The organism is Lentzea pudingi, assembly GCF_014646255.1.
Taxonomy (GTDB): Bacteria; Actinomycetota; Actinomycetes; order Mycobacteriales; family Pseudonocardiaceae; genus Lentzea; species Lentzea pudingi.
Map to the genome: position 1 here is coordinate 176,105 of NZ_BMNC01000011.1, position 23,972 is coordinate 200,076.

Sequence of the window (23,972 nt, forward strand, 5' to 3'; positions counted from 1 at the left end):
CCACCCCCGCCGGCGCAACTATCGTACGCAACCTTTACCGCGTCAGATTCCCCCGACGACTTCGGACTATACGCATGATCGACCGGCGCCCTGCAAGGCCTCCTCCGAGCTTCACCCGGACGGCGCAACCATCCCGAATCGGGCGTGCGGAAGTGTGCCGTGGTTATGATGACAATGAATGGCAGGGGCGATTTGGGGGATAACAGATGACAATATTGTCCCCGGCTGACCGGGTGCTCTGCTTGGAGTGGGGAGCTGGTCCAGTCGGCGCAATGCGGGACCTGGGAGTCGCGGTCACGTGTGTGGCGGCCATAGACGATCCCGGGGTGCCGGACCAACTGCCTGTGAACGTGCAAGTGGTGCCCGTGCGTGACCACAGTCGTGTGGAGGACGTGCTGGCCGGTCTGGCGTCGGCCGGGCTGGCTCCGGCCGATTTCACCGCCGTGGGCACCGACGACGAGTTCTCCGTGGTGACCGCCGCCGTGCTGGCCGCACTGGGCGGCGCCCGCGGGATTCCGGTGCCGGTCGCACTGGCCCTGCGCGACAAGCTGGAGCAGAAGCGCCTCGTCCGCGCGGCCGGTCTGCCGACCGCCCGCTGCGCCTGGGCAGCGTCGCTGGCCGAGGCCAAGGGCGCCGGCGTCGAACCGCCGCTGGTGATCAAGCCGCCCGCCGGCGCGGGCACGCAGCGCACGTGGGCCGTGCGGACCGCCGACGACCTGGCCGCGATGCCGGACGAGGCAGGGCCGTGGCTGGTCGAGGAGTTCGTGCCCGGCGGGGAGCTCCACGTGGACGGCGTGGTGCGCGACGGCGTGCTCGTGGTCGCCGTGGTCAGCAGGTACCTGCACAACGTGATCGGCGTGCGCGACGGCGACCTGATCGCCTCGACCACCGTCGAGGATCCGGACCTGGTCGAGCGCACGACCGAACTGACCGCCGCCGCGCTCGCCGCACTCGGTCACCGCGACGGCGTGTTCCACCTGGAAGCGTTCCACGACAACGGCTCGCTGGTCTTCGGCGAGTGCGCCGGACGCATCGGCGGCGGCATGGTCGCGGAGACCGTGCTGGCCAAGAGCGGCGTCGACCTCTACGCCGAGCAGGCCGCCGCGCTGCTGGGCGTGCCCTCCCCCGCCGTCGTGTCGGCGACTCCCGACGTGCTGGGCTGGGCGAACCTGCCGGTGCCCGCGGGCCGGATCACCCGGCTGCCCTCGCAGGCCGAGATCGCCGCCCGCCCCGGTGTCGCCGCGGCCCAGGTCTGGAAGCGCGCGGGGGACGTGGTGAGCGATCCGAGCGGCGGTTCGCACCTGCTCGCGGCCAAGATCATGGTCCGCGCCCCCTCGGTGGAAGCGGCGCGAAAAGCCCTGGTCGACACCGCCGACTGGTTCGCGGGCGCCGCTCAGGTGGTGCCCGCATGATCACCCGGCTGTCGTTGGCCGAAGCGGCCGCGTCCCCCGCGTGGGCCTCGCTGTGCGGCCCGGCCGACCTGTTCTGCACGCCGGCGTGGCTGGAGGTCGAACGAGCCGGTGTCGGCCCGTGGGTGCCCCGCGAGGCCGCCTGCCTGACGTGGTCGGACGCCGACGGCATCGCGGCGGGCACGACGGCGCAGGTCTTCAACGGCTCGGTCACCGACGACACGGTGCGCCTCGACCTGATGCTGCCCGCGCCCGTGACCCTGGACCGCGCGCTGCTGTGCGGCACGTGGTTCAACTCGTCGGTGCTGCACGACCCCGTCCGGGCCCCGGCGCACGCCCGGCTGGAGGTGGCCGAGGCGGCGGTGGCGTTCGGCGCGTCCCGCGATGTCGACGCCGTGTACTTCCCGTACGTCGACGCGGCGGACACGGACCTGCGGAAAGCGTTGGCGGAGCTGGGTTTCCTGGAGTTCCCCGCGCCCGACCGGCACGTGTTCCCGACGCACTACGCCGACTACGACGAGTTCCTCGGCTCCTTGCGCTCGCATCGGCGCACGCGGCTGCGCAAGGAGCTGTCCGTGGTGGCGTCGGCGAACCTCACCACCGCCGCGACCGTGGTCGACGACTCGAACGTCGAACAGCTCTCGCTGCTGGCCCACCTGCTGGAGCGCAAGTACGAGCAGCAGTCGACGCTCGACGAGCTGACCGGCTGGTTCGCCGAGATCGCCCGCCGGATCGAGGTGGTGGCGTTCACCGCGGCCCCCGCGGGCGAGGACCCGTTCGGGATGAGCCTGTGGCTGCGGCACCACGACCTGCTGTACGGGTTCCACGCCGGGTTCGACTACTCGCGCGCCGGCGGGCTGCCGCTGTACACCCTGGTCGGGTACCACCTGCCGATCCAGCACGCATGCGCCGATCCCGGGCTGTCCGCGCTGGAGTACGGGATCAGCTCGGACGACGCCAAGCGGCTGAGGGGAACCACCGCGCTGCCCCAGGTGCTGGCAGTGCGCGGAATGACGGACTCGGTGACTTCGGCGTTGTCCGCCATGAGTCCACAGTAGACACGCCTGTGCCCCTCACATCGGTGATGTGAGGGGCACAGGCGTCACACATCAGGCAGGGAGCAGGACCGAGTCGATGAGGTAGACGGTGGCGTTGGCGGTCTTCACGCCACCACAGATCACGTTGGCGTCGTTGACCTTCAGCGCGTCCTTGGAACCGGACACCTTCACCGTGCCGGTCTGCACGGTCTTCTGGTCACCGGCGATCTTGTCGGGCGTGATCTGGCCGGGAACGACGTGGTACGTCAGGATCTTCGTCAGCAGCGCGTCGTCGGTCTTGAGCTTCTCGATCGTCGCCGCGTCGATCTTCGCGAACGCGGAGTCCACCGGCGCGAAGACCGTGAACTCGGCACCGTTCAGCGTCGAGACCAGGTTGACCTTCGGGTTCAGCTTGCCCGACACCGCGCTGACGAGGGTCGTGAGCAGCGGGTTGTTGCTCGCGGCCACGGCGACCGGGTCAGCTGCCATGCCCGACACCGAACCCGAGCCGGACGGAACCTGCTTCGCGTAGTCGGCACAACCGGGGCCCACGAGGTTCGCGGCCGGGTCGGCCATCGCGGCGGACGAGGTCGCGGTCGTGGTCGGAGCCGCGGAGGAAGACGTACCCGTGCTGGCCGTGTCACTGGATCCGCACGCCGCGCCGAACAGGGCGAGCGAGACGGCGCCGACGGCCAGGACGGTGTTGCGGACGGTCTGGTTCATGACAGGACATCTCCAAAGGGTGATCGAGCAGTTGCTACCCGTGATTCGCCGCCCCTCGGGAGACGGATGGGTGTGGTTATCGACCTGTTACAAACCCGCCCGGATGTGATGGCGCGTTCAGGACCGATCCACGAGCGCTCCGGCTGCGAACACCAGAGGACAACGCTTGATGGAGAGGACCTCGGGATGCCTGAGCGTGAGCGGGCGCTGCAAAGCCTGCAGAGCACTCCTCGCGACGTCGGCCCGACAGCCGACGAGCTGCTCGCTCTCGTCGCACGCGGCGACGAGGCCGCGTTCGAACGGCTCTACGACGTCATGTCCGGCTCGGTGTTCGGGCTGATCAGACGAGTCGTGCGGGACCAGGCGCAGTCGGAGGAGGTGTTCCAGGAGGTGATGCTCGAGGTGTGGCGGACCGCGACCAGGTTCGACCCCGAGCGGGGCAAGGCCACCACCTGGATCCTCACGCTGACGCACCGCCGGGCCGTGGACCGGGTCCGGTCCGCCCAGGCCGCCACGCATCGCGAGGACCGCGCGGCCCGCCTCGACCCGGCCAGGCCGTTCGACGAGGTGAGCGAGCAGGTCGACGGCCGGCTCGAGCAACGCCAGGTGCGCCGGTGCCTGAGCTTCCTGACCGACCTGCAGCGCGAGTCCGTGCTGCTCGCCTACTACCAGGGCTACTCCTATCCGGAGGTCGCGAGCCTGCTGGGCATCCCGCTCGGCACGGTCAAGACCAGGATGCGCGACGGCCTGATCCGACTGCGGGACTGCATGGGGGTGACCGGATGAGGACCACATCCGCTGATCTGCACACGCTCACCGGCGCCTACGCCGTGAACGCGTTGTCGGAGATCGAACGCACGGCCTTCGAGGCGCATCTGACCCGGTGCCAGAGCTGCGCGATCGAGGTCACCGAACTGGCGGCCACGGCGGCACGGCTCGGCGTCGCGGTGGAGGCCCCGCCACCGCCCCAGCTCCGCGCCCGCGTGCTCGCGGCGGCGGCCGAGACCCGGCAGCTCTCACCCCACGCGGACCGCGTGCCGGACCCGCGCCGCAAGCGCTGGGCGGGAGCGCTGCTCGCGGCCGCCTGCCTCGTCGCCGCGGTGTTCGTGACGGTGCAGTACACGGGGTCCTCGGACCAGGACCGGCAGCTGGCACAGCTGTCCAGCGAGTACAGCCGGTTCTCCGACTTCCTGTCCACACCGGACGCGAGGCTCGTCAACGGCAAGGCACCGAACGGCGCCACCGGGACCGCGGTGGTGTCGGCGAGCCGCGACGAGGCGCTGTTCCTCGCCAAGGACCTGCCGGATCCCGGTGACGGGCGGAGCTACCAGCTCTGGACGATCGGTGCCGACAAGGTCCCGCACTCGGCCGGGCTGCTCACCTCGCGGACCGCGCCCGTGTTCGTCAGCGGGCTGACCGGCGTGCAGGAGGTGGCGCTGACCCTGGAGCCCGCGGGCGGTTCGACGACGCCGACCCTGCCGGCGGTGATGGCGATGCCCCTCGCGTGAACCAGGGCGCTGGTTGTCCTGGTTCGGTGCCAGCATCCCGCGCATGATCGGACGCTGGCACGGCCTGGTGATCGACTGCCCCGACCCGCGGAGCCTCGCGGAGTTCTACGAGAAGCTGCTCGGGATGGTCCGGGTGCAGGACGACGGGGAGTTCGTCGTCATCGGTGACGCCCCGGACCGGCCCGGCGTCGCGTTCGCGCGGGTCGAGGGCTGGACACCGCCGAACTGGCCGGACGACACCGCGCACATGCACTTCGACGTGCGGGTGGACGACCTGGTGGGGGCGGGCGAGCAGGTGCTGGCGCTGGGTGCGCGCAGGCTCGAAGGTGGTGGCGAGCGGTTCCACGTCTACGCGGATCCCGCCGGCCACCCCTTCTGCCTGGTGAGCTGGTGAGCTAAAGCAGCCGGGCGCGCATCACGTGCGCGTCCAACGGCAGCGCGTGCGTCTCGACGAGCTCGAACCCGGCCTCGGCGAGCAACGCGCGGTAGTGCGCCTCGGTGCGCTCGCGGCCACCGGTGTTGCACAACATGTGGATGTCCCAGGGGATCGCGAGCGAGTCGGCCCCACCGGTCTCGGGCAGCAGCCGTTCGATCACCAGGATCTCGGCGTGTGCGGGCATGTTCCGCGCACACGTGGCCAGGATCGTGCGGCACTGCTCGTCGTCCCAGTCGTGCAGCACGCGCGACAGCAGGTAGACGTCACCGGCGCCGGGAACGGCCTCGGTGAAGTCGCCGGGCACGAGGCTGACGCGGTCCGCGAGGTCGGCGAGCCGGGGTTCGGCCGCGGCCAGGGCGTTCGGCAGGTCGAGCAGCACACCGCGCAGCGCCGGGTTGGCGTGCAGGACGCGGGAGAGCAGCTCGCCGTTGCCGCCGGCCACGTCGACGACCGTGCGGGCGCCGGAGAAGTCGACGACCTTGGTGACGCCGGTGAACATGGCGTTGCTCGCCGCCATGGAGCCGTGGAACAGCTCCGCCAGCGCCGGATCCGTCGCCATGTGGGCGAAGTGGTGGGCACCGAAGGCCTTCGCGTACGACTCCTCACCGCTGCGGACGGCCTCGGTGAGCTCGGCGAACGACCGGTAGAACGGGCCGCCGTACATCAGGGCGAGCGGGCGCATCGACCCCGTCAGGTCCGACCGCAGCAGCTCGCCGAGGTCGGTGAGGTCGTACCGCTCGCCGCAGACGCGGACGACGCCGAGCGAGCCGAGGTAGCGCAGGAGCCTCGCCAGGCTCGGGGGTTCGCAGCCGGTGGCCGACGCCAGGCCTTCGAGGTCCGTGATCGTCACGAGGTGGTCGAGCAGCCGGAGCTCGGCCGCCGTCGCGATGGCCTGCGTCGCCCACGCGCCGGTCATCAGGCGCAGCAGCTCGGTGCCGGCGCACGACTCCCGCTGGTGGCTTGCCTGCAGTTGCGCGAACCGGCCGGTGGCGATCAGCTCCAGGCGGCGGAACGCGGGGTCGGCGCAGTGCGCGTCGCGGAAGTAGAAGACCGAGTTGTTCTCGTAGCGGTTGTACCCGCCGCCGTCGCAGCGCCGGACACCGGCGATCATCGTGCGCAGTCCGCGCAGCAGCACCGGGTCCGGCCGGCGCACGGCCAGCGCCACGTGGTTCTCGTGCTCGTGCCGGCGTTCGTCCTCCGCGATGTGCGCCAGCTCGGGCGGCGTCACCATCACGAAGATCTCCAGCTCGCACGGCCAGCCGTTGCGGTCGGGCACGGGCGCGCGCAGGATGCCGACCTTCAGGTCCGCCACGGGCACCGAGTACCGGGCGCTCAGCCGTTCGCGGACGACGACGCTCGGGGTCATCGTGCCGACCTCGAGGCCGAGCCGGGCGAGCTCGTCCGTGAGGCCGACCAGGGTCTCCGGGAAGATGAGCAACGCCGCGTGGTCGAGGGCGGCGTGCCTGGTCACGGCGGCGCGCTGGTCGGCGGGCAGCGACGGCACCGCGGCGGCGAGGGCCGAGTGCGTGTCGTGCCTGCCGATGAGGGAGATCGCGGCCGTCAGCCGGCCGAGGTCCGCCGCGGCGATGATGCGGGTGGTTGTCGGGATCATGGTGACGATTCCTGGTGGCTCAGATGCCGACGTAGTGCTCGGCGAAGAAGTTCTGGTGGGCGTGGCAGTCGCGCAGGCTGTGCAGCCGGGCGCGACGCAGAGCGCGGTGGAAGTCGTCGTCCTGGGTGTGCAGGAGGTCGATCATCCAGCGGGAGAACTCCTGCGCCCGCCAGACGCGGGGCAGGCAGGTGCGCGAGTACGCGGCCAGCGGCCGTTCGTCGTCGTGGCGCAGCGCGGAGACCAGGGCGGAGGCGAGGGTCTCGGCCTCCATGATCGCCAGGTTGGCGCCCTTGGCCGCCGACGGGCTGATCAGACCGGCGGCGTCGCCCGCGAGGAACAGCCTGTCGTGCTGGATCTCCGCGGCGACGTCGGACCGCAGCCGCACGATCCGCCGGTCGATGATCGGGCCCTGCTTGAGCTGCCCGAACTCGTCGACGCGCATGCGGGTGTCGAGCGCCGCCCAGATCCGTTCGCCGGTCCACGCCTCCGCGTCGTCGCCGGGAGGGACCTGGAGGTAGTAGCGCGTCACCTCGGGGCTGCGCGCCATGTGGCCCGCGAAGCCGTCGTCGTGGATCGCGTAGGTGACCGCCGCCATGCTCTGCGGTGCCTCGGCGAGCACGGCGAGCCAGCTCACGCCGTGGTCCTGGGTGATGCGCCGGCCGGGCACGGCCTGCCGCGTCACCCCGCCGCTGCCGTCGCAGCCCGCCAGGAACCGGCCGCTGACGACGCTCTCCCCCTGCTCGTCGCGGTAACGGATCGTCGCCGTACCGGGATCGACGCCGGTGACGGTCGCACCGAAGCGGATCTCGCCACCGCGGTCCAGGTACTCGGCGACCAGGTCCGCGACGAGGTCCTGCTGCGGGTACACGGTGTGCACCTCGCCCCGCCCGAGCCGGGAGTAGTCGAGCTCGAACTCCCCGTCCTCGCCGCGGAAGGCGCAGACACCGTGCTCCAGTCCTTTGTGGAGCATCCCGGCGCCGAGGCCGTGCTCGGTCAGCACCCTGGCGCTGTTCGGGCCGAGGAACCCCGCCCTCGCCCTGGTCCGCACCTGCTCCCAGCTCGCCCGCTCGACGACGAGGGTGTCGATCCCCTCCGCCCGCAGCAGGTTCCCCAAGACAAGTCCCGCCGGCCCCGCGCCCGCGATGAGCACGGTGGTGTGGTCGACCACGCCTCCTGGTCCTCTCTGCCGGTCGAGCCCGCGCCGGGCCCTTTGCCGCAGCACTGGACAGCAACGACGAGGGCGGGGACCAGCGGCTCGCCGAGGAAGATGATCATGTCCACTCCATCGTGTCGGCGCCGGTGCGACCCGTGTGGTTGGTAACGACTTCATGGGCCGTGCATGACTTAGTCGCCGCGATCAGGCATTCTGCGCAAATGGCATCCCGGCAGGCGAGCGACTTCGCCCAGTTGGCCGCCGAGATCAAGCAGGCTGGCCTGCTTGCCCGGCGGCGCGGTTACTACTTCACCCGGATCGGCGTGAACCTCGTGGTCTACGCCGCGGCCTGGGTGGCGTTCGCGCTGCTGGGCGACTCGTGGTGGCAGCTCGCGGTGGCGGTCGTCCTGGCCGCGATGAGCACGCAGCTCGCGTTCATCGGGCACGACGCCGGTCACAAGCAGATCTTCGCCTCGAGGAGGTGGAACGAGATCACCGGCTACGTCCACAGCGGCCTGGTCGGTGTGAGCTACGACTGGTGGGTCGGCAAGCACAACCGCCACCACGCCAACCCGAACCACGAGGACGAGGACCCGGACGTCGACATCTCGGTGCTGGCGTTCACCCAGCGGCAGGGAGTCGCCAAGCGCGGCGCGCTGCGGTGGATCGCCTCACGTCAGGCGGTGTTGTTCTTCCCGTTGCTGCTGCTCGAAGGCTTCGCACTGCACTGGCACTCGATCAAGTACTCCGGCCGCGAGCGGACCGTGATGATCGCGAACGTCGTGGTGTACCTCGCGATCGTCTTCTGGGTGCTCTCACCCGTGTACGCGATCACGTTCATCCTGGTCCACCAGGCCCTGTGGGGCTTCTACATGGGCTGTTCGTTCGCCCCCAACCACAAGGGCATGCCGGTGCTGTCGGCCGGGCACACCCTCGACTTCCTGCGCAAGCAGGTGCTGACCTCCCGCAACATCCGGGGCGGCTGGTTCACCGACATCCTGCTCGGCGGGCTGAACTACCAGATCGAGCACCACCTGTTCCCGAGCATGCCGCGGCCGAACCTGAAGCACGCGCAGTCCATCGTCCGGAACTTCTGCGAGCAGCGCGGGATCTCGTACGCGCAATGCGGGCTGTTCCGCTCGTACGGCTACGTGCTGGAGCACCTGCACGAGGTCGCCACCTCGTTGTCCGAAACTGGACAGAGGTCCGCCAAAACGCTCGCCTGACCCGCGCGGCGCTGATTTCCTCGGTTCGAGAGTCCGAACTGGGGAGTTCACATGCGCAAAAGGCTATTTGGCGTGCTCACAGCAGGTGTCGCACTGGCTCTGGTCGCCGGCGGACAGTCGGCGGCCGAGCCCGCGGCAGGGCTGATCCAGCCCGATCCGATGCTCGCTTTCCTGCCCGCGGAGGCACAGGTCGACTGGGCGGCGGTGCACCGCGGCCGGGAGGCCCGCAAGCAGAACCGGGAGCAGGCCCGCGTGGCCGCGAAGAGCGCCGGCCAGCCGTTGGCGTACACCGAGAAGGAGACCGGGCAGGGCGCCAACGACGCGCCCTCGAAGGCCGAGCACGTGGCCGGGTTCGGGACCGGCAGGGGCAAGAACCCGAAGCTCACGCTCACCGGCGACCTCGCGGGTGATCCCACGATCCCCGTGGTGCCGCCGTCCGCCGAGATGAACGACGCCATCCCGCACGCGAGCGCCCTCGGCACGTCCGTGCGGACCAGCGGGACGATCGGGGACGGCCCGTACGGCAGCGGCGGCGACGGCAGCGGCGACCACGACTTCTACCGGCTCACCGGCGGCTCGGAAGGCAAGTACGTCGTCGTCACGACGGACACCCCGGCGGGCGACCTCGACACGCTGCTCGCCGCGTTCGACTCGACCGGGTCGCTCCTGGGACAGCACGACAACCTCGCGGGCACCACCGACAGCAGGCTGCAGGTCTTCCTGCCCGCGGGTCAGGACGTGTACGTCATGGTCGCCGCGGCCGGGCCAGGTGGCATCCCGGCCGACCCGCTGAAGCCGGGCACCGGCAAGCGCGTCCTGACCGAGGGCGACTACGACCTGACCGTCTCTTCCGGCAGCAACGACAAGGACCACTTCTCCGTCGACCTCAAGGCCGGTGACGTGCTCGGCGCGTCGGCGGCGGGCAAGGCGACCAGGGTGGTCGTCCACGACCCGGCCGGACGGGAGGTCTTCGGTTCGTCGCAGGACTTCAGCTTCCTGTACGCCGAGAACTCCCCGATGCCCGCCGGTGGCAACGCCGTCGCGGACTTCGTGGCCCCGAAGGACGGCCGCTACACCGTGGGCGCCGAGAACGGTGACGGCCGCTACGACGTCACGGTCGAGGCCTACCGTCCCGGCTCCGAGCTCAACCAGCGGCCCGAGGTGCTGACGATCTTCCTCGACTTCGACGGCGCCCGCGTCAACACCCGGATCTTCAGCTCCGATCCCAGTGCGGGCAACAAGGACCTCTCGCCGTTGAAGAAGTTCCTGCCGGGCTGGGGTCTCTCCGCCGCCGACGAGAACGCCGTGATCGACGGCGTCGTCGCGACCACGCGCGAGAACATCGAGAAGGACCTCGCCGCGAAGGGCACCAACAAGCGGTTCGCCGTGCGGATCCTCAACAGCCGCGACCACGCCGACCCGTGGGGCCAGAAGAACGTCAGCCGGGTGGTCATCGGCGGCTCGATCGCCGAGGCCGGCATCCAGACCGTCGGCATCGCGCAGTCGATCGACGCGGGCAACTTCGGCAAGGAGGAGACCTCACTGGTGCTGCTCGACATCCTCAGCGCTCCCGCGGCCCAGACGGGCACGTCGCTGAACCGCTACATCACCCCGGCCAGTGACAGGATCGCGTTCATCGGCCGGGCGATCGGCAACATCACCGCGCACGAGGCCGGGCACATGTCGGGCAGCTGGCACCAGGACCAGTTCAACGCGCTCGACGCCATCATGGACCAGGGCGGCAACCCGAAGGGCATGTTCGGCGTGGGCCCGGACGCCGTCGGTGGCACCGCGGACGACGTCGACGTCGACTTCCACGAGGACGTCCTCAACCCCAACGAGGGTTTCACCGGGATCGAGGACTCCCTCAACCGCACCGCCTGGGCGTACGTCCGAGGCGCCAACTGACGGTCCGATTCCCGCCAGAATCCCCGGAGCGGTTCCAGCAGACTGGACGGCATGGGATCACTTGCGGGAAAAGCGGCTCTCGTCACCGGCGGGAGCCGCGGCATCGGTGCCGCGGTCGCCGAGAAGCTCACCGCTCTCGGCGCCCGCGTCGCCGTCACGTACCAGAACACCAAGCCGGACAACGTTTTCGCCATCCAGGCCGACAGCGCCGACCCGGACGCCGTGGTGGCCGCGGTCGAGGAGACCGCGGTCCACTTCGGACGGCTCGACGTGCTGGTGAACAACGCCGCGGTCTTCCAGGTCGGCCCCCTGGAGGAACTCGGCCGTGAAGAGTTCGACCACACGATGGCCGTGAACGTGCGGGCGCCGTTCCTCGCGGCCCGAGCGGCCGCACGGCACATGCACGACGGTGGTCGAATCATCAGCATCGGCAGCAATGTCGCCGTGTACGCGCCGTTTCCGGGCTTCGCGTTGTACTCGGCGAGCAAGACCGCGCTGATCGGGATGACGAAAGGACTCGCGCGCGAGCTGGGTCCGTTGGGCATCACGGCGAACGTGGTGAACCCGGGGCCTACGGACACCGACATGAACCCGGCCGACGGGCCGTTGTCGGACACGATTCGCGGACTGACCGCGCTGGGGCGCTACGGGCATCCGGCGGAGATCGCCGAGCTGGTCGCGGCTCTGGCCGGCGAGGCCGGTGCGTACGTCACCGGTGCCAGCATCAACGTCGACGGCGGTTTCACCGCCTGACGACTACGCCCAGGTGACGGGCAGGGCGTGGACGCCGTAGATGTTCATGTCGGTCCTGAGCTTCACTTCCCTTGCCGGAACGGCTAGTTCCAGCGAGGGGAAGCGGCGCAGCAGTCCCTCGAACCCGGCGCGCATCTCGATGCGGGCCAGCTGCTGACCGAGGCACTGGTGCACGCCGTGCCCGAACGCCAGGTGGCCACGAGCGTTGCGGTGCACGTCGAGCGAGTCGGCGTGCTCGTAACGCTCCGGGTCGTGGTTGCCCGCCAGCAGCGACAACACGACCATCGAACCCTCGCGGATCGTCTCCCCGAAGAACTCGACGTCCTCCGCGGCGTACCGGAAGAAGATGTCGGCGACGGCCAGGTAGCGCAGCAGTTCCTCGACGGCATCGGGGATCAGCTCCGGGTTCGCGCGCAGGGCTTCGAGCTGGTCCGGGTGCTCCAGCAACGCGAAAGTGCCCAGCGCCAGCATGTTCGCGGTCGTCTCGTGGCCCGCGAGCAGCAGGAGGAACGCGATTCCGACGAGTTCCTCGATGCTGAGGTCCTCGTCCCCGGCCAGGTCGGACAGCAGGTCGTCGCCCGGTTCGGCGCGCTTGGCGACGACCAGTTCACCCAGGTAGCCGGTGATCGCCATGTACGCGGCCATCTTGTCCTCCAGGTTCACCTGCCGTTCCATGAACTTGGAGGAGTTGTGCTGGAACGTGTCCCTGTCCGCGTACGGCACGCCGAGGATCTCGCAGATCACCAGTGACGGCACCGGAAGCGCGAACTCCCGGACGAGGTCGACCGGCGGGGTGAGCTTCGCCAGCGCGTCCAGCTGCCGCTCGGTGATCTCGACGATGCCCTCTTCGAGAGCCTTCATCCGCTTGACCGTGAACGCCCCGGTGAGCTTGCGGCGCAACCGGGTGTGGTCCGGCGGGTCCATGCTGATGAACAGGCCAGGGGTCTGGGGGACCGGCTCGGTCATCTCCGGCATGCCCGGCGTCGGGAAAGGCACGTGGATGATGCCGAGGTCCTGCCGGCTGCTGAACCTGGTGTCCGCCAACGCCTGCCGAACCGCTTCGTACCCGGTGACCAGCCACCCCTCGTGGCCGTCGGGGAAGAGCATCGGGCTGACCGGGCGGGTCGCGCGTACCCTGGTGATCTCACCGGGCGGGTCGAACGGCGTGACGTCGCGTTCCATGGGTAAGCCGTGCAGCATGATCGATATCTCCTTCAGCGGGTTGATTCGCGGTTGAAGAGCTTCTTGGACCAGAGGTAGCCGCCGAACCCGATGACGGCGCACCAGGCGAAGGCGATGTAGCCGCTGTTGCCGATCGACGTGCCCATCAGCAAACCACGCAGGGCGTCGATGAACGGGGTGAACGGCTGGTATTCGGCGAACCAGCGCAACACGGTCGGCATCGAGTCGGTGGGCACGAAACCGTTGCCGAAGAACGGGAGCAAGATCAGCGGCAGGCCGACGTTGCTCGACGACTCGACGGACTTGCTGGCGAGGCCCAGTGCGGCGGAGAGCCAGATCATCGCGAACGACATGGCCACCAGCAGACCGGCCAGCGCGAGCCAGTCGAGTGCGCTCGCCTGCGGCCGGAACCCGATCGCGACGGCGACACCGAAGACGACCGACATGGCGAGGACGGTCTGGACCAGGCTGCCGACGACGTGTCCGGTGAGGACGGACACCCGTGCGATCGCCATGGTGCGGAACCGGTCGACGATGCCCTCGGTCATGTCCATCGCGATGGAGATGCTCGTGCCCTGCACCGCGGCGGTGATCGACATCAGGATGATCGTCGGCGTCACGTAGTTGAGGTACTCGGCTCTGCCGCCGCTCGGGCCGCCCAGGCCGGCGCCGAGGGTGCCGCCGAAGACGTAGACGAACAGCAGCAGGAAGACGACCGGCATGATCAGGAGCTGGAACGTCAGCGAGGGGTAGCGGATCATCCGCTTGAGGTTGCGGCGCACCATCGTCGCCGAGTCGGTCAGTGCGTACGTCATGACAGGGTCACTTCCTTCTGGGTCGCCTTCTCGGGGTTGCCGGTGAGGGCGAGGAAGACGTCGTCGAGGTCGGGCGTGTGCGTGCTGAGCGACTCGACGGCGACGGCGTTCTCGTCGAGCCGGTCGAGCAGTGCCTTGAGCGAGCGGACGCTGCCGTCGCTCGGCACCCGCAGGGCGAGCGCGTCACCGTCGCGCGAGGCCTCGCCGATGATCCGCGTGGCGGACTCCAGGTCGCGCAGCTCGGTGAACTGCAACAGGACGTGACCACCGGGCATGCGGCGCTTGAGCTCGTCCGCGGTGCCCTCGGCGACGATCCTCCCGTGGTCCAGCACCGCGATCCGGTCGGCGAGCTCGTCGGCCTCCTCGAGGTACTGGGTCGTCAGGAAGATCGTGACGCCGCTCGCCACCAGCTCCCGCACGATCTGCCACATGGTGCGGCGGCTGCGCGGGTCGAGTCCGGTGGTCGGCTCGTCCAGGAAGATCACCTGCGGCGACCCGACCAGCGTCATCGCGAGGTCGAGCCGGCGCCGCATGCCGCCGGAGTAGGTCGACGCGGACTTGTCGGCCGCGTCCACCAGGTCGAACTGCTCCAGCAACTGCTCGACCTTGCGCCTGCCGTCGGCCTTGCCGAGGTGGTGCAGGTCGGCCATGAGCTTCAGGTTCTCGCGGCCCGTCATCAGGTTGTCGACGGCGGAGAACTGGCCGGTGACACCGATCGCGGCGCGGACGGCGTCGGGGTCGCCCGCCACGTCGTGACCGGCGACGGACGCGCTGCCGCCGTCCGCCCGGATCAGCGTGGACAGGATCTTCACGGTGGTGGTCTTGCCGGCGCCGTTCGCGCCGAGCAACGAGAAGACGGTGCCGCGCTGGACGTTCAGGTCGACGCCTTTGAGCACCTCGTTGTCGCCGTACGAGCGGCGCAGGCCGGTTGCCTTGATCGCGTTCATGGATTTCCCCTCAGCTGCGGCGAACGGAGATGTCGCCGAAGGACGTGTGGGCGGTGACCTTGACGGTCTGCGCGGAGTTGCCGGGGCCGTCGCTCACGTCGAGCGTGTTGCTGACGCGGCCGAACGAGGTCTTGGCGTCGATCCACGCGGCGGTGCCCTGGGCGATCCCGACCTCGATGCCGCCCATGGCGGTGTTCAGCGTGACGGTGTCGCTGACGACCTCGGCGACCTCGATGGAGCCCATCGCGGTCCTGGCCTCCACCAGTGCCCCGGCGCGTTCGACGTTGATGTCGCCGTTGGCCGAACGGGCCCGCAGCTCGCCCTCGACCGTGCCGACGTCGATGTGGCCGTTGGAGTTCTTGACAACCAGCGCGCCGTCGACCCTGCCGACGCGGATGTGCCCGCTGCCGGTCTTGACCTCGGCGTTGCCCGTGACCGTGCCGATCTTGACCTGCCCGGCGCCGGTGTCGGCCTTCAGCCGGCCGGTGCGGTCGAGGTGGATGTTGCCCGCGGACAGGTCGGCCTCGGTCTCGCCGAGCACCCCGGTGGTGCGGATGCTGCCCGCCGTCACGTCGACGTCCACTTTGGACCCGGTGGGCAGCTCGATCACGATGTCGACCGACCTGGTCTTCTTGGAGAAGTCGAACGTCCGCTTCGGCCCGCGCACGATCAGCGTGCCGTCGGCGTAGTCGACCCTGGTCTTCTGCGCGGCCTCGACGTCCGAGGAGTCGGACGAGTCCGAGGGCCGCAGGTCGACCGCGGTGGTGGTGCGGTCGGTCGCGACGATCTGGACGTGGCCCGCGTAGACGTCGAGCAGTACGGAAATCGGATCCGGCGTGTCGTAAGAAGGCATGGCTGTCCCCTCAGAAGGTGTCGGTGGAACATCCCCGCAGGTCGGGGCGATGTGATGCCGGACGGGTGTTAGCGGACCCAGCCGATGAGACGCTGCGAGCCCGTGAGGCTGTTGGCGATCGATTCCTCGATGGTTTCGCGCTTCGGGCTCAGCTGGGCGGACGCGGCACGCACGAGCCACGCGTTGACCGAGCGGCCCTCCTTGGCTGCGGCCTCGTCGATCGCCGCCTTGAGCGGTTCGGGCAGGCGGACGTTGATGCGCACGGTGGTGCCGTCGTCGAAGCCGGCCGTCACGTCCTCGGCGGGAGTGGGCTCCGGCGCGACCGCGGCCGGCTCGGGTGCCCGGCGTGTCACGACGAACTTCGGGTCACGGCCCCGCAGCAGTACCTGCACCGAGTCCGGTGCCAGGTCCGCGGTGATCTCGTCGGCGGCGGCGGACAACGCTTCGAGCAGTGCCAGCCGGATCGCCGACTCCATCGTCACGGTCAACCGCTCGACCAGCGCACTCGCTTCGTCGCCGCCGGTCTCGACGGCGGTCAGCAGCTCGCGACCGAGGGAAGCCACATACGGGGTCAGATCCATGGCATCACTATGGCACACGGTGGCACCACCAGCAAGCATTTCTGGCTCAAAGTGGCATCACTTTGGCTCACTGCAGGTCAGAGGCCTAAATCGGTACGACTCTCAGGTAAACCGAAGGCTGGAGTTCGTCGTCTACCTGATCGTGCAACGAGAACTGAGCGCAGACTTCGACCGGTTCGTGCTGGACCGTTCGACCGCGCTGCTACGCACGGCCGTGCTGCTCGTGGGGGACGTCGGCCACGCCGAGGACATCCTGCAGACGGCGCTGATGCGTCTGGCCACGCGCTGGAAGTCGGTCCACACGGCACCGGAGGCGTTCACCCGCCAGGTGCTGGTCAACCTGGCCCGCGACCGGTGGCGCCGGTCCCGCAGACGGGTGTCGGAGCAGGAGTTCACGAACGCCCACCAGGTGTCCGCGGGACGCGATCCCGCCGACACCGTGGTCGACCGCGACGCGCTGCGCCGGGCCTTGGCCAGGTTGCCGCCACGGCAGCGCGAGGCGGTGGTGTTGCGCTACTTCGCCGGCATGTCCGTGGCGGAGACGGCGGACGCGCTGCGCACGTCGGAAGGGACCGTCAAGGCGCACACGAGCCGAGCCGTCGCACGGCTGCGCGAGTTGCTCGGAGAACAGATCACGGAGAACGCTCATGGTGTCTGACAACGAACTGCTCGACGACGTGCGCGCGGTGCTGCACGCCGAGGTCGCCGGGGTGACCGCCGACTCGGCCGCGCTGCTCGCCTCGGTGCGGCGCGGGCGGTCCCGCCGGCGGTGGCCGTGGCTCGCGCTTCCGCTGGTCGCCGCCGCGGCCGCTGCCGTGGTGCTGCTGCCCGCGCCCCAGCCCGTGCCGGTGACGGTCGCCTCGGAACGCGTGAGCACCGCACTCGAAGGCGTGCGGGGAATGGTGATCCACGAACAGGCCGAGGTGCAGGGCGACAAGTACCTCGAACCGGGTCAGCGCGGGCTGAGCGAACGGTGGCACGCCGCCGACGGCAGCGCGTTCCGGTACCGGGTCTCCGTGGACGGCAGGACGGTCGTGGACCTGAGCCGCTCGGCCGCCGGTGACGTCTTCGCCGACCACCGCACCCGCACGTTCCGCTCGCGGCCCGGCGAGTCACCGGCCGACGAGGTCTGGACGCCCGAACGGATCCAGAAGGCGATCGCCGCAGGCACCGTCACCGTGGACGGGCCCGAGGTGATCGGCGGGAAGGACACCGTGCGGCTGACCGTCGCGGCGGCCAAGGCCGAACCCGGTCTGCGGATGTGGGTGGACGCCTCCACGTACCTGCCGGTGCGCTGGGTGTGGGAGCAGGACGGGGCGAGGGCGTTCGACGTCACGTGGTTGCCGCCGACACCGGAGAACCTGGCCCAGCTCAGGACCCAGATCCCCGCGGGGTTCACCGAAGAGCCTCGTTGAACGCGGTGAACGTCGGCGTGCCCGTCTGGCGGTCCAGCACCGCGAAGACGACGTGCTCGAAGTAGCGGTTGTCCCGCAGCGCGAGCCCGAAGACCTGCGCGACGGTGGCCGGGTCGTTGCCGAACACGCCGCACCCCCACGCACCCAGCACGAGCCGGCGGTGGCCGTGCGACGCGGCGACGTGCAGCACGCGGATGGCCCGCCGCAGCAACGCGAGCGGGACGGCGTCGGCTCGTTCGGGCTGGTTGCGCAGGATCGCGGACCGGTTCGGCGCCGCGGCCGTGAGGAACGAGACCTCGTACGGCTGCGGGAGGAGAGTTCCCTTGTCGTCCTTGAACACCGGCACGCGCGGCGAGTAGATCACGCGGTCGCTGTAGACGAGGTCCTCGTGCGCGCGGTGGTAGGAGTAGAACTCACCGGCGGCGCGCAGGCAGGGGTAGATCGCCGAGCCGCGGGCGATGCTCTCCTCCTGGGCCTGCGCGCCGCTGAGGAACCCACCACCGGCGTTGCGCGCGGAGGCGAAGTTCAGCGCCGCGACGTCACCACCGAGGCGGCGCGTGGCGTCCAAAGTGGACTCGTTGGTGACGTCGATGCGGACGCCGCCGGTCTCCGGGGGCAGCGACAGCACCTCGTCCGGCAGGTGCAGGCGGGTCCCCTCGACGGCGGGGGCGACGGCGATGGTGACCTCGCCCGCCGGGGTGGAGTAGGAGCCGCGCTCCGCGATGGCGACGGTGTCGTGGGCGATCGCTCGCAACCTTGCGCTCATGGTGCCCACGATTCTGGCTTGGAGCCGTCGTGCGCGCCAAGCGGTTAAATCCGCTCGTAGACCTCGGCGACGGCACCGAACGCGACCTTGGGCTCCCAAGTGCCATCGTCGTAGACCTTCACAATGCCGGGAGCGGCCATGTCGAGGTCACGGCTCGGATCGCCGGGCCGGTGCGGATAGTTGGCCAGCGCGAACATGTACACGAACGCCGCGTCGACCCCCTCGGCCTCGAAGGTCTCCAGCACCTCCCGCAGGTACGTGGCCTGCTCCTCCTCGTCACGGACGTAGCCGTCCTTCACGCGGACCGGCAGCCCCGACTCGTCGTGCTCGACGATCTCCATGCTGCGCGGCGCGACGGCCCCCGAACCGCGCCAGGCCGCCGTGCCGAAGCCCGTGATCGCGACCGGCTTCCCTTGCGCCACCACGTTCCTGATGCTCTCGGCGTACACACCGGCGACCTCGGCGGACCGGATCAGCTCGAACGACTTGACGTCGAACAGGTCCCAGTCCGGGTTCTCGAACGGGATGCACGCGTAGGTCAGCTTGCCGTGGAAGTGTTGCCGCACAACGCCTACAGCCTCGGCGAGGAACCCGTTGAGCTTCGCGCCGGCCTCCCGCATCCGTTCGGGGTCGCCCAGCAGCAGGCCCACGCGCTGCGCCACGTCGTCGCCGGGCAGGAAGCCGGAGTTCATGACGCTGAGCTCGACGCCCGCCACGAACACGACCTCGGCACCTCCGAGCCGGATGCGTTCGGCGCGGCGCGCGCAGTCGGTGAACAGGCCGAGGATCTCGGGCGGCGTCAGTTCCAGCGGGTACGGCGAGAACCAGACCTCCAGCCCCAGCCCGGCAGCGATCCCGGCGGCCTGCTCAAGGCGTTCCGGATCACCGCCGACGAGGTGGACTGCGTTGCAGCGCAGGTCGTCCCTGATGACGGTCAGGTCCCGCCGGACCTCGTCGAGGTCGAACTTCTCGAGTGAGATCTCTCCGTGGCGCACGAAACCGGTGTCGTACGCGATGCCTTTGGCGCGCATGCCACCGAGACTAGGTCCAAAAAGTGCGTGCACGCAAGTTTGCCGCTACGACCACCGCTGTGGTCACCCTCCGATCAGCCGCAGGGACGCCCACAGAGCCACGACGGCGCCGACCAGGGTGGCGGGCACGGCGAGCAGGCCGAGCTTCGTGAACTCCGGCAGGTTCACCTCGGTGCCGTGGTCGTGCACGATCCGCCGCCACAGCAACGTCGCGAGCGAGCCCGCGTAGGTGAGGTTCGGGCCGAGGTTCACGCCCAGCAGCACCGCGAGCACCACACCCGGTCCCATCGGCGCGACCAGCGGCAGCAGCACGAGCACCGCGGGCAGGTTGTTGATCACGTTGGCGAGCACGGCGGCGACCGCGGCCACCCCGAGCAGCGCCAGCAGGCCGGTGCCGTCCGGGATCGCGAGCCTCAGCACGTCGTCCAGTCCGTTGTCGACCACCGCCCGCACCACGATGCCGAGGCCCAGCACGAAGGCGAGGAACGGCAGCGACGCCGCCCGCACGACCTCGACCAGCGACGTGCGGCGCCGGACGAGCGCCCGCACGGCCATCGCGACCGCACCCGCGCAGGCCGCCCACGCCGGGTCGATGCCGGTGGCGGACGCGACGACGAACCCGACGAGCGTCAGCCCGACGGTGGCCAGCGCGAACATCGGCAGGTCCTGCGGCGGTTGCTCCACGGGCGCGTGCACGGGCGCGTCGAGGTCCGTGCGGAAGAACCGCCGGAACACCAGGTACTCCACGCCGATCGCCACGACCCACGGCAACGCCATCAGCGCCGCGAACCGCGTGAAGCTCAGCCCGCTCGACGCGAACGCGAGCAGGTTCGTCAGGTTCGACACCGGCAGCAGCAGGGACGCGCTGTTGGACAGGTGGGTGCACGCGTAGACGTGCGGCTTGGGCCGCATCCCGAGCTGCGCGGCCGTCGCGAACACCACCGGCGTCAGCAGCACGACCGTCGCATCGAGACTCAGCACCGCCGTCGTCACCGAGGCCGTGACGAACACCCCGCCCAGCAACGTCCGCGGTCTGCCACCGGACGCCCGCGCCATCCAGGTGCCGCACGCGCGGAAGAGCCCGTCGTCGTCGCAGAGCTTGGCCAGCACGAGGATCGCGGCCAGGAACCCGATCACGGGCCCCAGCCGCACCGCCTCGTCCACGACGTGGCCGAGCGGCAACGCCCCTACCAGCACGACGACGACGGCCGCCGGGACCGCCACCGCCGCCTCGGGCCAGCCCCACGGCCGGACGACCGCGCAGACGAGCACGGCGACCAGCAGCACGACGGACAGCGCCAGCACGGGATCCTCCTGCGCCGGCGGTGCTCCGGCTCTACCTCATCTTGGCCGCCGCCGACTTTATGGCCTGCCTGATGCGGAAGTAGGTACCGCACCGGCACACGTTCGCGATCCGGTCGATGTCCTCGTCCGAAATCTCCTTCTTCGTCCGGAGCAACGCCGCCGCGGCCATGATCTGGCCCGGCTGGCAGTAACCGCACTGCGCGACGTCCTGCTCCAGCCAGGCCTCCTGGACCGGGTGCAGGTCGTCACCGGACGCCAGGCCCTCGATCGTGGTCACCTCCTGGCCGGAGCACTCCGCGACCGGCGTGACGCACGGCTGGATCTCCGCGCCGTTCAGGTAGGACGTGCAGGCGCGGCAGACACCGATGCCGCAGCCGAACTTCGGGCCGCGCACACCGAGCTTGTCGCGCAGCACCCAGAGCAGGGCCATGTCGGCGGGAGCCTCGACGGTGACCGGCTTCCCGTTGACGATCATGGTGTAGGTAGGCACAGCTGACGCTCCTTCAGCGCGGGAACGGCTCGCAGTCGACCGGGAAGATGATCGGGAAGCTGGTCGGCACCACACCGGTGGCCCGCGCGTAGGCGTTGGCGATCGCGCCGACCGCGGCCGGCACGCCCAGTTCGCCCGCTCCTCCCGGTTCGCCGGTGGCCGGCATCACGTGGATCTTCACGTCGAGCGGCGCGTCCTTCTGGCGGGCGTAGTGGAACTGCGAGTACGACCCCTCGAGCGGCAGGCCCCTGTCGATGTGCAGACCGGCGCGCAACGTGGTGGAGATGGCGTCGGTCAGGCCGCCGAGCATCTGCGCCTCGAGGCCGCGCGGGTTGATCGGGCGGCCGACGTCGACCGCGATCGTCGCCTTGACCACGCGGGGGTTCTTCGGGTCGCGCGCGTCGATCTCGACCAGGCAGGCCGTGCACGACTTGTACTCGTCGTGGAAACCGATGCCCTGCGCGAAGCCCTTGGGCATCGCGCGGCCCCACCGGCCCTCCTCCACGACCTTGTTGAGCACGGCGCGCTGGCGGGCGGTCTTCAGGTACTCGCGGCGGAACGCGACCGGGTCCTTGCCCATCTTCTTCGCGAGCTGGTCGACCAGGACCTCCTCCGCGCCACGGGTGTTCGCCGAGTACACGGACCGCCACGAGCCGGTGTGCATGCGCAGGGGCACCTCGTTGAGCAGCGAGGTCACCACGCCGAAGTTGTACGGCACCTTGCACGTCGTGAGGAACACCGTCTGCGCGAACGAGAGGTTGCCCGCGACCGGCAGTGACGCGGCCGTGGCGGTGAGGATCTCGCCGAGGCCGTGCCGGAAGTCGGTCTCGACGGACGCCACCCGGTGCTCGAACGTCAGCACGTTGCCGAGCGCGAACGTCGCCCGCAGCTTGTGGTGGCTGGCGGCGCGCGCCCGGCCGTGCCGCATGTCGTCCTTGCGGTCCCACATGAGCTTCACCGGGCGCCGCAACGCCTTCGAGATCTGCGCGGCCTCGATCGCGGCGTCGAAGAAGAGCCTGCGCCCGAACGAACCACCGCCCTGCGTCACGTGCACGCTCACCGCGGACTCGGGCAGCCCGATTGCCGCCGCGATGGTCTGCCGCGCCACGATCGGTGACTTCAGCCCGGCCCAGATCTCGGCCCGGTCGTCCCGGACGTCCGCGATCGCCGAGTTCGTCTCCATCGGCGCGTGGCTGACGAACGCGAACTCGAACTCCATGTCCACGTGCTGGGTCAGCAGCGGCGGCACCACGAACGGCAGCGTGGCCGCCTTCAACTTGGCCCGGATCTCCTTGTCCGACAACGAGTCGATCGTGCCGGCGTTCCAGGTGACCTTCAACGCGTCCCGCGCGGCCATGGCCTGCCCGAACGTCTCCGCGACGACCGCGACCCCCGTCGGCACGACGCCGATCGCGAGCACACCGGGCATCGCCTTCGCGGCCGTCGAGTCGACGGACCTCACCGAGCCGTTGATCGTCGGCGGCCGGCGCACGACCGTCGGCATCGCACCGGGGACGTCGTGGTCGAGGGTGTACTTGAACTGCCCGGTGACCATCGCGCGGGCGTCGATGCGCGACTGCGGGGTGCCGATCAACCGATGCTCTGAGGACGGTTTCGGTTGTGCGGCAAACACTCCGGTGAGCTGGGCCGCGGCCGACGTCAACAGTCCGTACAGGACTGGCCGCCCGTCCGGCAGGATCACCGCACCGTCTTTTGTGGACAGCCGGTCGACCGCCACACCGTGCCGCTCCGCCGCCGCCGCGAGCAGCCGGGCCCGTGCGGCCGCCGCCGCCTGACGGACCGGGCCGTACACCGACCGCATCGTGTTGGAGCCGCCCGTGAGCTGGTTCATCAGCAACTCCGGCCGCGCGTCCGCGAGCGTGACGCGGACCTGGCCGAGCGGCAGGTCCAGCTCCTCCGCGACGAGCATCGCGCAGGCCGTCGTGATGCCCTGACCGACCTCGGCGCGGGGCAGGTCGAGGGTGACGACACCGTCCTCACCGACGCTGAGCACGGCGAGCGCGCCCGCGGTCGGAGTGCCGGCCAGGATCAGAACATCGCCGAGGTCGAGGATCTCGGCCGGTTGCGGCAGCGTCGGGATGACGGCCTCGGCCGTACCGGGAACCGCGACGGTGAGCACCGGCGCGGCCACGAGGAACGTGAGGAACTGCCGACGACGAACCGGGGTCCCGGCCACGGGGACCGGGACTTCGTTGTCACAGGTCATGTACTCGTCAACGACATCTGGTCGACAGGGGTACGACCGTCAGCCGAATGGGTGCACGACCGACCAGCGCACCGCCGCACCTGCGCCGTTGATGAGACTTGTCCGCCGTACCTGCTGCCCTAGTCGCTCGGCGCGAGCCGGTGTTTCAGCACCGGCTCGGCACCGCCGGTCGCGACCAGGACGCTGACCAACGCGCGTTTGACCTCGTCGTTGCCGTGCACGTCGAGCTCTCGCCGGAGCCGGCGGCTGTCCTCGACCAGCCGCCTGCCACGGCTGGTCAGCTGCGCACGCCTGATCCGTCCGTCCACGCGGTCCGGCACCCGCGTCACGTAACCGAGGCTTTCCAGCTCCAGCAACTGCTTCGACGCGGCCTGCTGGGTGACGCCGAGCAACTCGCCCAGCTCCCCCACCTTCGGCTCGCCGTCGACGAGCTGCTGGATCACGTAGCCGTGCGACATCCGCACGCCCTTGTGCCCCATCTCGTGCAGCTGCTTGAGGATCGCGTCGTTCGCGGAGCGGCCCGCGAGGTACGCGAGCGTCCCGAGGTCGATGTCCATCAGGTCCACGGGGCGAATCCTGGCATTGCCAACCACGG

At 70.0% G+C, this 23,972-nt stretch carries 24 protein-coding genes; 10 read left to right on the forward strand and 14 right to left on the reverse strand.

What is annotated here, in order from left to right; translation table 11 throughout:
* Positions 1-344 precede the first annotated feature (344 nt).
* Both IEY88_RS31235 and IEY88_RS31240 read left to right on the forward strand, forming a co-directional pair.
* On the forward strand, positions 345-1,412 hold the full coding sequence (locus IEY88_RS31235; RefSeq protein ID WP_189158473.1) for an ATP-grasp domain-containing protein: 1,068 nt from the start codon (positions 345-347) through the stop codon (positions 1,410-1,412).
* Positions 1,409-2,467: a GNAT family N-acetyltransferase gene (locus tag IEY88_RS31240; RefSeq protein ID WP_189158474.1), complete on the forward strand. Its 1,059-nt coding sequence runs from the start codon at positions 1,409-1,411 to the stop codon at positions 2,465-2,467. Before IEY88_RS31235 ends, IEY88_RS31240 begins: the two co-directional genes overlap by 4 nt.
* A gap of 51 nt (positions 2,468-2,518) precedes the next feature.
* Here the strand turns inward: IEY88_RS31240 and IEY88_RS31245 are convergent, their stop codons facing one another.
* Positions 2,519-3,169: a fasciclin domain-containing protein gene (locus IEY88_RS31245; RefSeq protein WP_189158475.1), complete on the reverse strand. Its 651-nt coding sequence runs from the start codon at positions 3,167-3,169 to the stop codon at positions 2,519-2,521.
* Between the two features lie 186 nt (positions 3,170-3,355).
* Between IEY88_RS31245 and sigK the strand changes: the two genes are divergently transcribed.
* From sigK to IEY88_RS31260, 3 genes are read left to right on the forward strand one after another with little or no spacing between them, the layout of a single operon-like run.
* A complete protein-coding gene (gene sigK / locus IEY88_RS31250; RefSeq protein ID WP_189158476.1) occupies positions 3,356-3,955 on the forward strand; it encodes an ECF RNA polymerase sigma factor SigK in 600 nt (199 codons plus the stop codon).
* Positions 3,952-4,677 (forward strand): anti-sigma factor, encoded by a 726-nt coding sequence (locus IEY88_RS31255; RefSeq protein WP_189158477.1) that lies wholly within the window; start codon positions 3,952-3,954, stop codon positions 4,675-4,677. Before sigK ends, IEY88_RS31255 begins: the two co-directional genes overlap by 4 nt.
* 43 nt (positions 4,678-4,720) lie before the next feature.
* Positions 4,721-5,071, forward strand: coding sequence for a VOC family protein (locus IEY88_RS31260; RefSeq protein ID WP_189158478.1), 351 nt, complete (start codon positions 4,721-4,723; stop codon positions 5,069-5,071).
* A 1-nt stretch (position 5,072) separates the two neighbouring features.
* On the opposite strand, the gene IEY88_RS31265 is transcribed toward IEY88_RS31260, so the two are convergent.
* Positions 5,073-6,725 (reverse strand): methyltransferase, encoded by a 1,653-nt coding sequence (locus IEY88_RS31265; protein ID WP_189158479.1) that lies wholly within the window; start codon positions 6,723-6,725, stop codon positions 5,073-5,075.
* A 19-nt stretch (positions 6,726-6,744) separates the two neighbouring features.
* Positions 6,745-7,893, reverse strand: a complete 1,149-nt coding sequence (locus tag IEY88_RS31270) for a 4-hydroxybenzoate 3-monooxygenase (RefSeq protein ID WP_229693948.1) — start codon at positions 7,891-7,893, stop codon at positions 6,745-6,747.
* Between the two features lie 206 nt (positions 7,894-8,099).
* On the opposite strand from IEY88_RS31270, the gene IEY88_RS31275 reads away from it, so the two are divergent.
* The 3 genes from IEY88_RS31275 (at position 8,100) to IEY88_RS31285 (ending at position 11,765) form a co-directional block, all read left to right on the forward strand.
* A complete protein-coding gene (locus IEY88_RS31275; protein ID WP_189158481.1) occupies positions 8,100-9,104 on the forward strand; it encodes a fatty acid desaturase family protein in 1,005 nt (334 codons plus the stop codon).
* Positions 9,105-9,176: 72 nt separating this feature from the next.
* A complete protein-coding gene (locus IEY88_RS31280) occupies positions 9,177-11,012 on the forward strand; it encodes a hypothetical protein (RefSeq protein ID WP_189158482.1) in 1,836 nt (611 codons plus the stop codon).
* Between the two features lie 51 nt (positions 11,013-11,063).
* Positions 11,064-11,765, forward strand: coding sequence for an SDR family oxidoreductase (locus tag IEY88_RS31285; RefSeq protein WP_189158483.1), 702 nt, complete (start codon positions 11,064-11,066; stop codon positions 11,763-11,765).
* 3 nt (positions 11,766-11,768) lie between these two features.
* Here IEY88_RS31285 and IEY88_RS31290 read toward each other — a convergent pair whose 3' ends face one another.
* From IEY88_RS31290 to IEY88_RS31310, 5 genes are all read right to left on the reverse strand, one after another.
* Positions 11,769-12,965 carry a cytochrome P450 gene (locus IEY88_RS31290; protein WP_229693949.1) on the reverse strand — a complete coding sequence of 399 codons (1,197 nt, stop codon included), beginning with the start codon at positions 12,963-12,965 and terminating at the stop codon, positions 11,769-11,771.
* 14 nt (positions 12,966-12,979) lie between these two features.
* Entirely contained in the window at positions 12,980-13,762 is a 783-nt protein-coding gene (locus IEY88_RS31295) for an ABC transporter permease (protein ID WP_189158484.1), read from the reverse strand.
* A complete protein-coding gene (locus IEY88_RS31300) occupies positions 13,759-14,709 on the reverse strand; it encodes an ATP-binding cassette domain-containing protein (RefSeq protein ID WP_189158485.1) in 951 nt (316 codons plus the stop codon). The genes IEY88_RS31295 and IEY88_RS31300 overlap by 4 nt, the downstream gene beginning before the upstream one ends.
* Positions 14,710-14,719: 10 nt before the next feature.
* Positions 14,720-15,562, reverse strand: coding sequence for a DUF4097 family beta strand repeat-containing protein (locus IEY88_RS31305; RefSeq protein WP_189158486.1), 843 nt, complete (start codon positions 15,560-15,562; stop codon positions 14,720-14,722).
* A gap of 68 nt (positions 15,563-15,630) precedes the next feature.
* Positions 15,631-16,143 (reverse strand): ribbon-helix-helix protein, CopG family, encoded by a 513-nt coding sequence (locus IEY88_RS31310; RefSeq protein ID WP_189158487.1) that lies wholly within the window; start codon positions 16,141-16,143, stop codon positions 15,631-15,633.
* 142 nt (positions 16,144-16,285) lie between these two features.
* Here IEY88_RS31310 and IEY88_RS31315 point away from each other — a divergent pair, with 142 nt between their 5' ends.
* Positions 16,286-16,801 (forward strand): SigE family RNA polymerase sigma factor, encoded by a 516-nt coding sequence (locus IEY88_RS31315; RefSeq protein ID WP_229693950.1) that lies wholly within the window; start codon positions 16,286-16,288, stop codon positions 16,799-16,801.
* Positions 16,791-17,558 carry a hypothetical protein gene (locus IEY88_RS31320; RefSeq protein WP_189158489.1) on the forward strand — a complete coding sequence of 256 codons (768 nt, stop codon included), beginning with the start codon at positions 16,791-16,793 and terminating at the stop codon, positions 17,556-17,558. Before IEY88_RS31315 ends, IEY88_RS31320 begins: the two co-directional genes overlap by 11 nt.
* Here the strand turns inward: IEY88_RS31320 and IEY88_RS31325 are convergent.
* The 6 genes from IEY88_RS31325 to IEY88_RS31350 all read right to left on the reverse strand — a co-directional run bounded on the left by IEY88_RS31325 (position 17,539) and on the right by IEY88_RS31350 (position 23,934).
* Entirely contained in the window at positions 17,539-18,324 is a 786-nt protein-coding gene (locus tag IEY88_RS31325; RefSeq protein WP_189158490.1) for a TIGR02452 family protein, read from the reverse strand. The genes IEY88_RS31320 and IEY88_RS31325 overlap by 20 nt on opposite strands.
* Before the next feature lie 44 nt (positions 18,325-18,368).
* On the reverse strand, positions 18,369-19,355 hold the full coding sequence (locus IEY88_RS31330; RefSeq protein ID WP_189158491.1) for a glycoside hydrolase family 113 protein: 987 nt from the start codon (positions 19,353-19,355) through the stop codon (positions 18,369-18,371).
* Between the two features lie 63 nt (positions 19,356-19,418).
* Complete coding sequence (locus IEY88_RS31335) at positions 19,419-20,660, reverse strand: SLC13 family permease (protein WP_189158492.1); 1,242 nt, start codon at positions 20,658-20,660, stop codon at positions 19,419-19,421.
* A gap of 31 nt (positions 20,661-20,691) precedes the next feature.
* Entirely contained in the window at positions 20,692-21,150 is a 459-nt protein-coding gene (locus tag IEY88_RS31340; RefSeq protein ID WP_308426024.1) for a (2Fe-2S)-binding protein, read from the reverse strand.
* Positions 21,151-21,163: 13 nt separating this feature from the next.
* Complete coding sequence (locus tag IEY88_RS31345) at positions 21,164-23,377, reverse strand: xanthine dehydrogenase family protein molybdopterin-binding subunit (protein WP_189158493.1); 2,214 nt, start codon at positions 23,375-23,377, stop codon at positions 21,164-21,166.
* Between the two features lie 119 nt (positions 23,378-23,496).
* Positions 23,497-23,934, reverse strand: coding sequence for a MarR family winged helix-turn-helix transcriptional regulator (locus IEY88_RS31350; protein ID WP_229693956.1), 438 nt, complete (start codon positions 23,932-23,934; stop codon positions 23,497-23,499).
* Between the last annotated feature and the right edge of the window lie 38 nt (positions 23,935-23,972).

Excerpts from the sequence above, each read along its gene's own strand:
- IEY88_RS31240 (WP_189158474.1), top strand. The coding sequence starts at position 1,409 with ATGATCACCCGGCTGTCGTTGGCCGAAGCGGCCGCGTCCCCCGCGTGG.
- IEY88_RS31245 (WP_189158475.1), bottom strand. The coding sequence starts at position 3,169 with ATGAACCAGACCGTCCGCAACACCGTCCTGGCCGTCGGCGCCGTCTCG.
- sigK (WP_189158476.1), top strand. The coding sequence starts at position 3,356 with ATGCCTGAGCGTGAGCGGGCGCTGCAAAGCCTGCAGAGCACTCCTCGC.
- IEY88_RS31255 (WP_189158477.1), top strand. The coding sequence starts at position 3,952 with ATGAGGACCACATCCGCTGATCTGCACACGCTCACCGGCGCCTACGCC.
- IEY88_RS31260 (WP_189158478.1), top strand. The coding sequence starts at position 4,721 with ATGATCGGACGCTGGCACGGCCTGGTGATCGACTGCCCCGACCCGCGG.
- IEY88_RS31265 (WP_189158479.1), bottom strand. The coding sequence starts at position 6,725 with ATGATCCCGACAACCACCCGCATCATCGCCGCGGCGGACCTCGGCCGG.
- IEY88_RS31275 (WP_189158481.1), top strand. The coding sequence starts at position 8,100 with ATGGCATCCCGGCAGGCGAGCGACTTCGCCCAGTTGGCCGCCGAGATC.
- IEY88_RS31285 (WP_189158483.1), top strand. The coding sequence starts at position 11,064 with ATGGGATCACTTGCGGGAAAAGCGGCTCTCGTCACCGGCGGGAGCCGC.
- IEY88_RS31290 (WP_229693949.1), bottom strand. The coding sequence starts at position 12,965 with ATGCTGCACGGCTTACCCATGGAACGCGACGTCACGCCGTTCGACCCG.
- IEY88_RS31295 (WP_189158484.1), bottom strand. The coding sequence starts at position 13,762 with ATGACGTACGCACTGACCGACTCGGCGACGATGGTGCGCCGCAACCTC.
- IEY88_RS31300 (WP_189158485.1), bottom strand. The coding sequence starts at position 14,709 with ATGAACGCGATCAAGGCAACCGGCCTGCGCCGCTCGTACGGCGACAAC.
- IEY88_RS31305 (WP_189158486.1), bottom strand. The coding sequence starts at position 15,562 with ATGCCTTCTTACGACACGCCGGATCCGATTTCCGTACTGCTCGACGTC.
- IEY88_RS31310 (WP_189158487.1), bottom strand. The coding sequence starts at position 16,143 with ATGGATCTGACCCCGTATGTGGCTTCCCTCGGTCGCGAGCTGCTGACC.
- IEY88_RS31320 (WP_189158489.1), top strand. The coding sequence starts at position 16,791 with ATGGTGTCTGACAACGAACTGCTCGACGACGTGCGCGCGGTGCTGCAC.
- IEY88_RS31325 (WP_189158490.1), bottom strand. The coding sequence starts at position 18,324 with ATGAGCGCAAGGTTGCGAGCGATCGCCCACGACACCGTCGCCATCGCG.
- IEY88_RS31330 (WP_189158491.1), bottom strand. The coding sequence starts at position 19,355 with ATGCGCGCCAAAGGCATCGCGTACGACACCGGTTTCGTGCGCCACGGA.
- IEY88_RS31345 (WP_189158493.1), bottom strand. The coding sequence starts at position 23,377 with ATGACCTGTGACAACGAAGTCCCGGTCCCCGTGGCCGGGACCCCGGTT.
- IEY88_RS31350 (WP_229693956.1), bottom strand. The coding sequence starts at position 23,934 with ATGGACATCGACCTCGGGACGCTCGCGTACCTCGCGGGCCGCTCCGCG.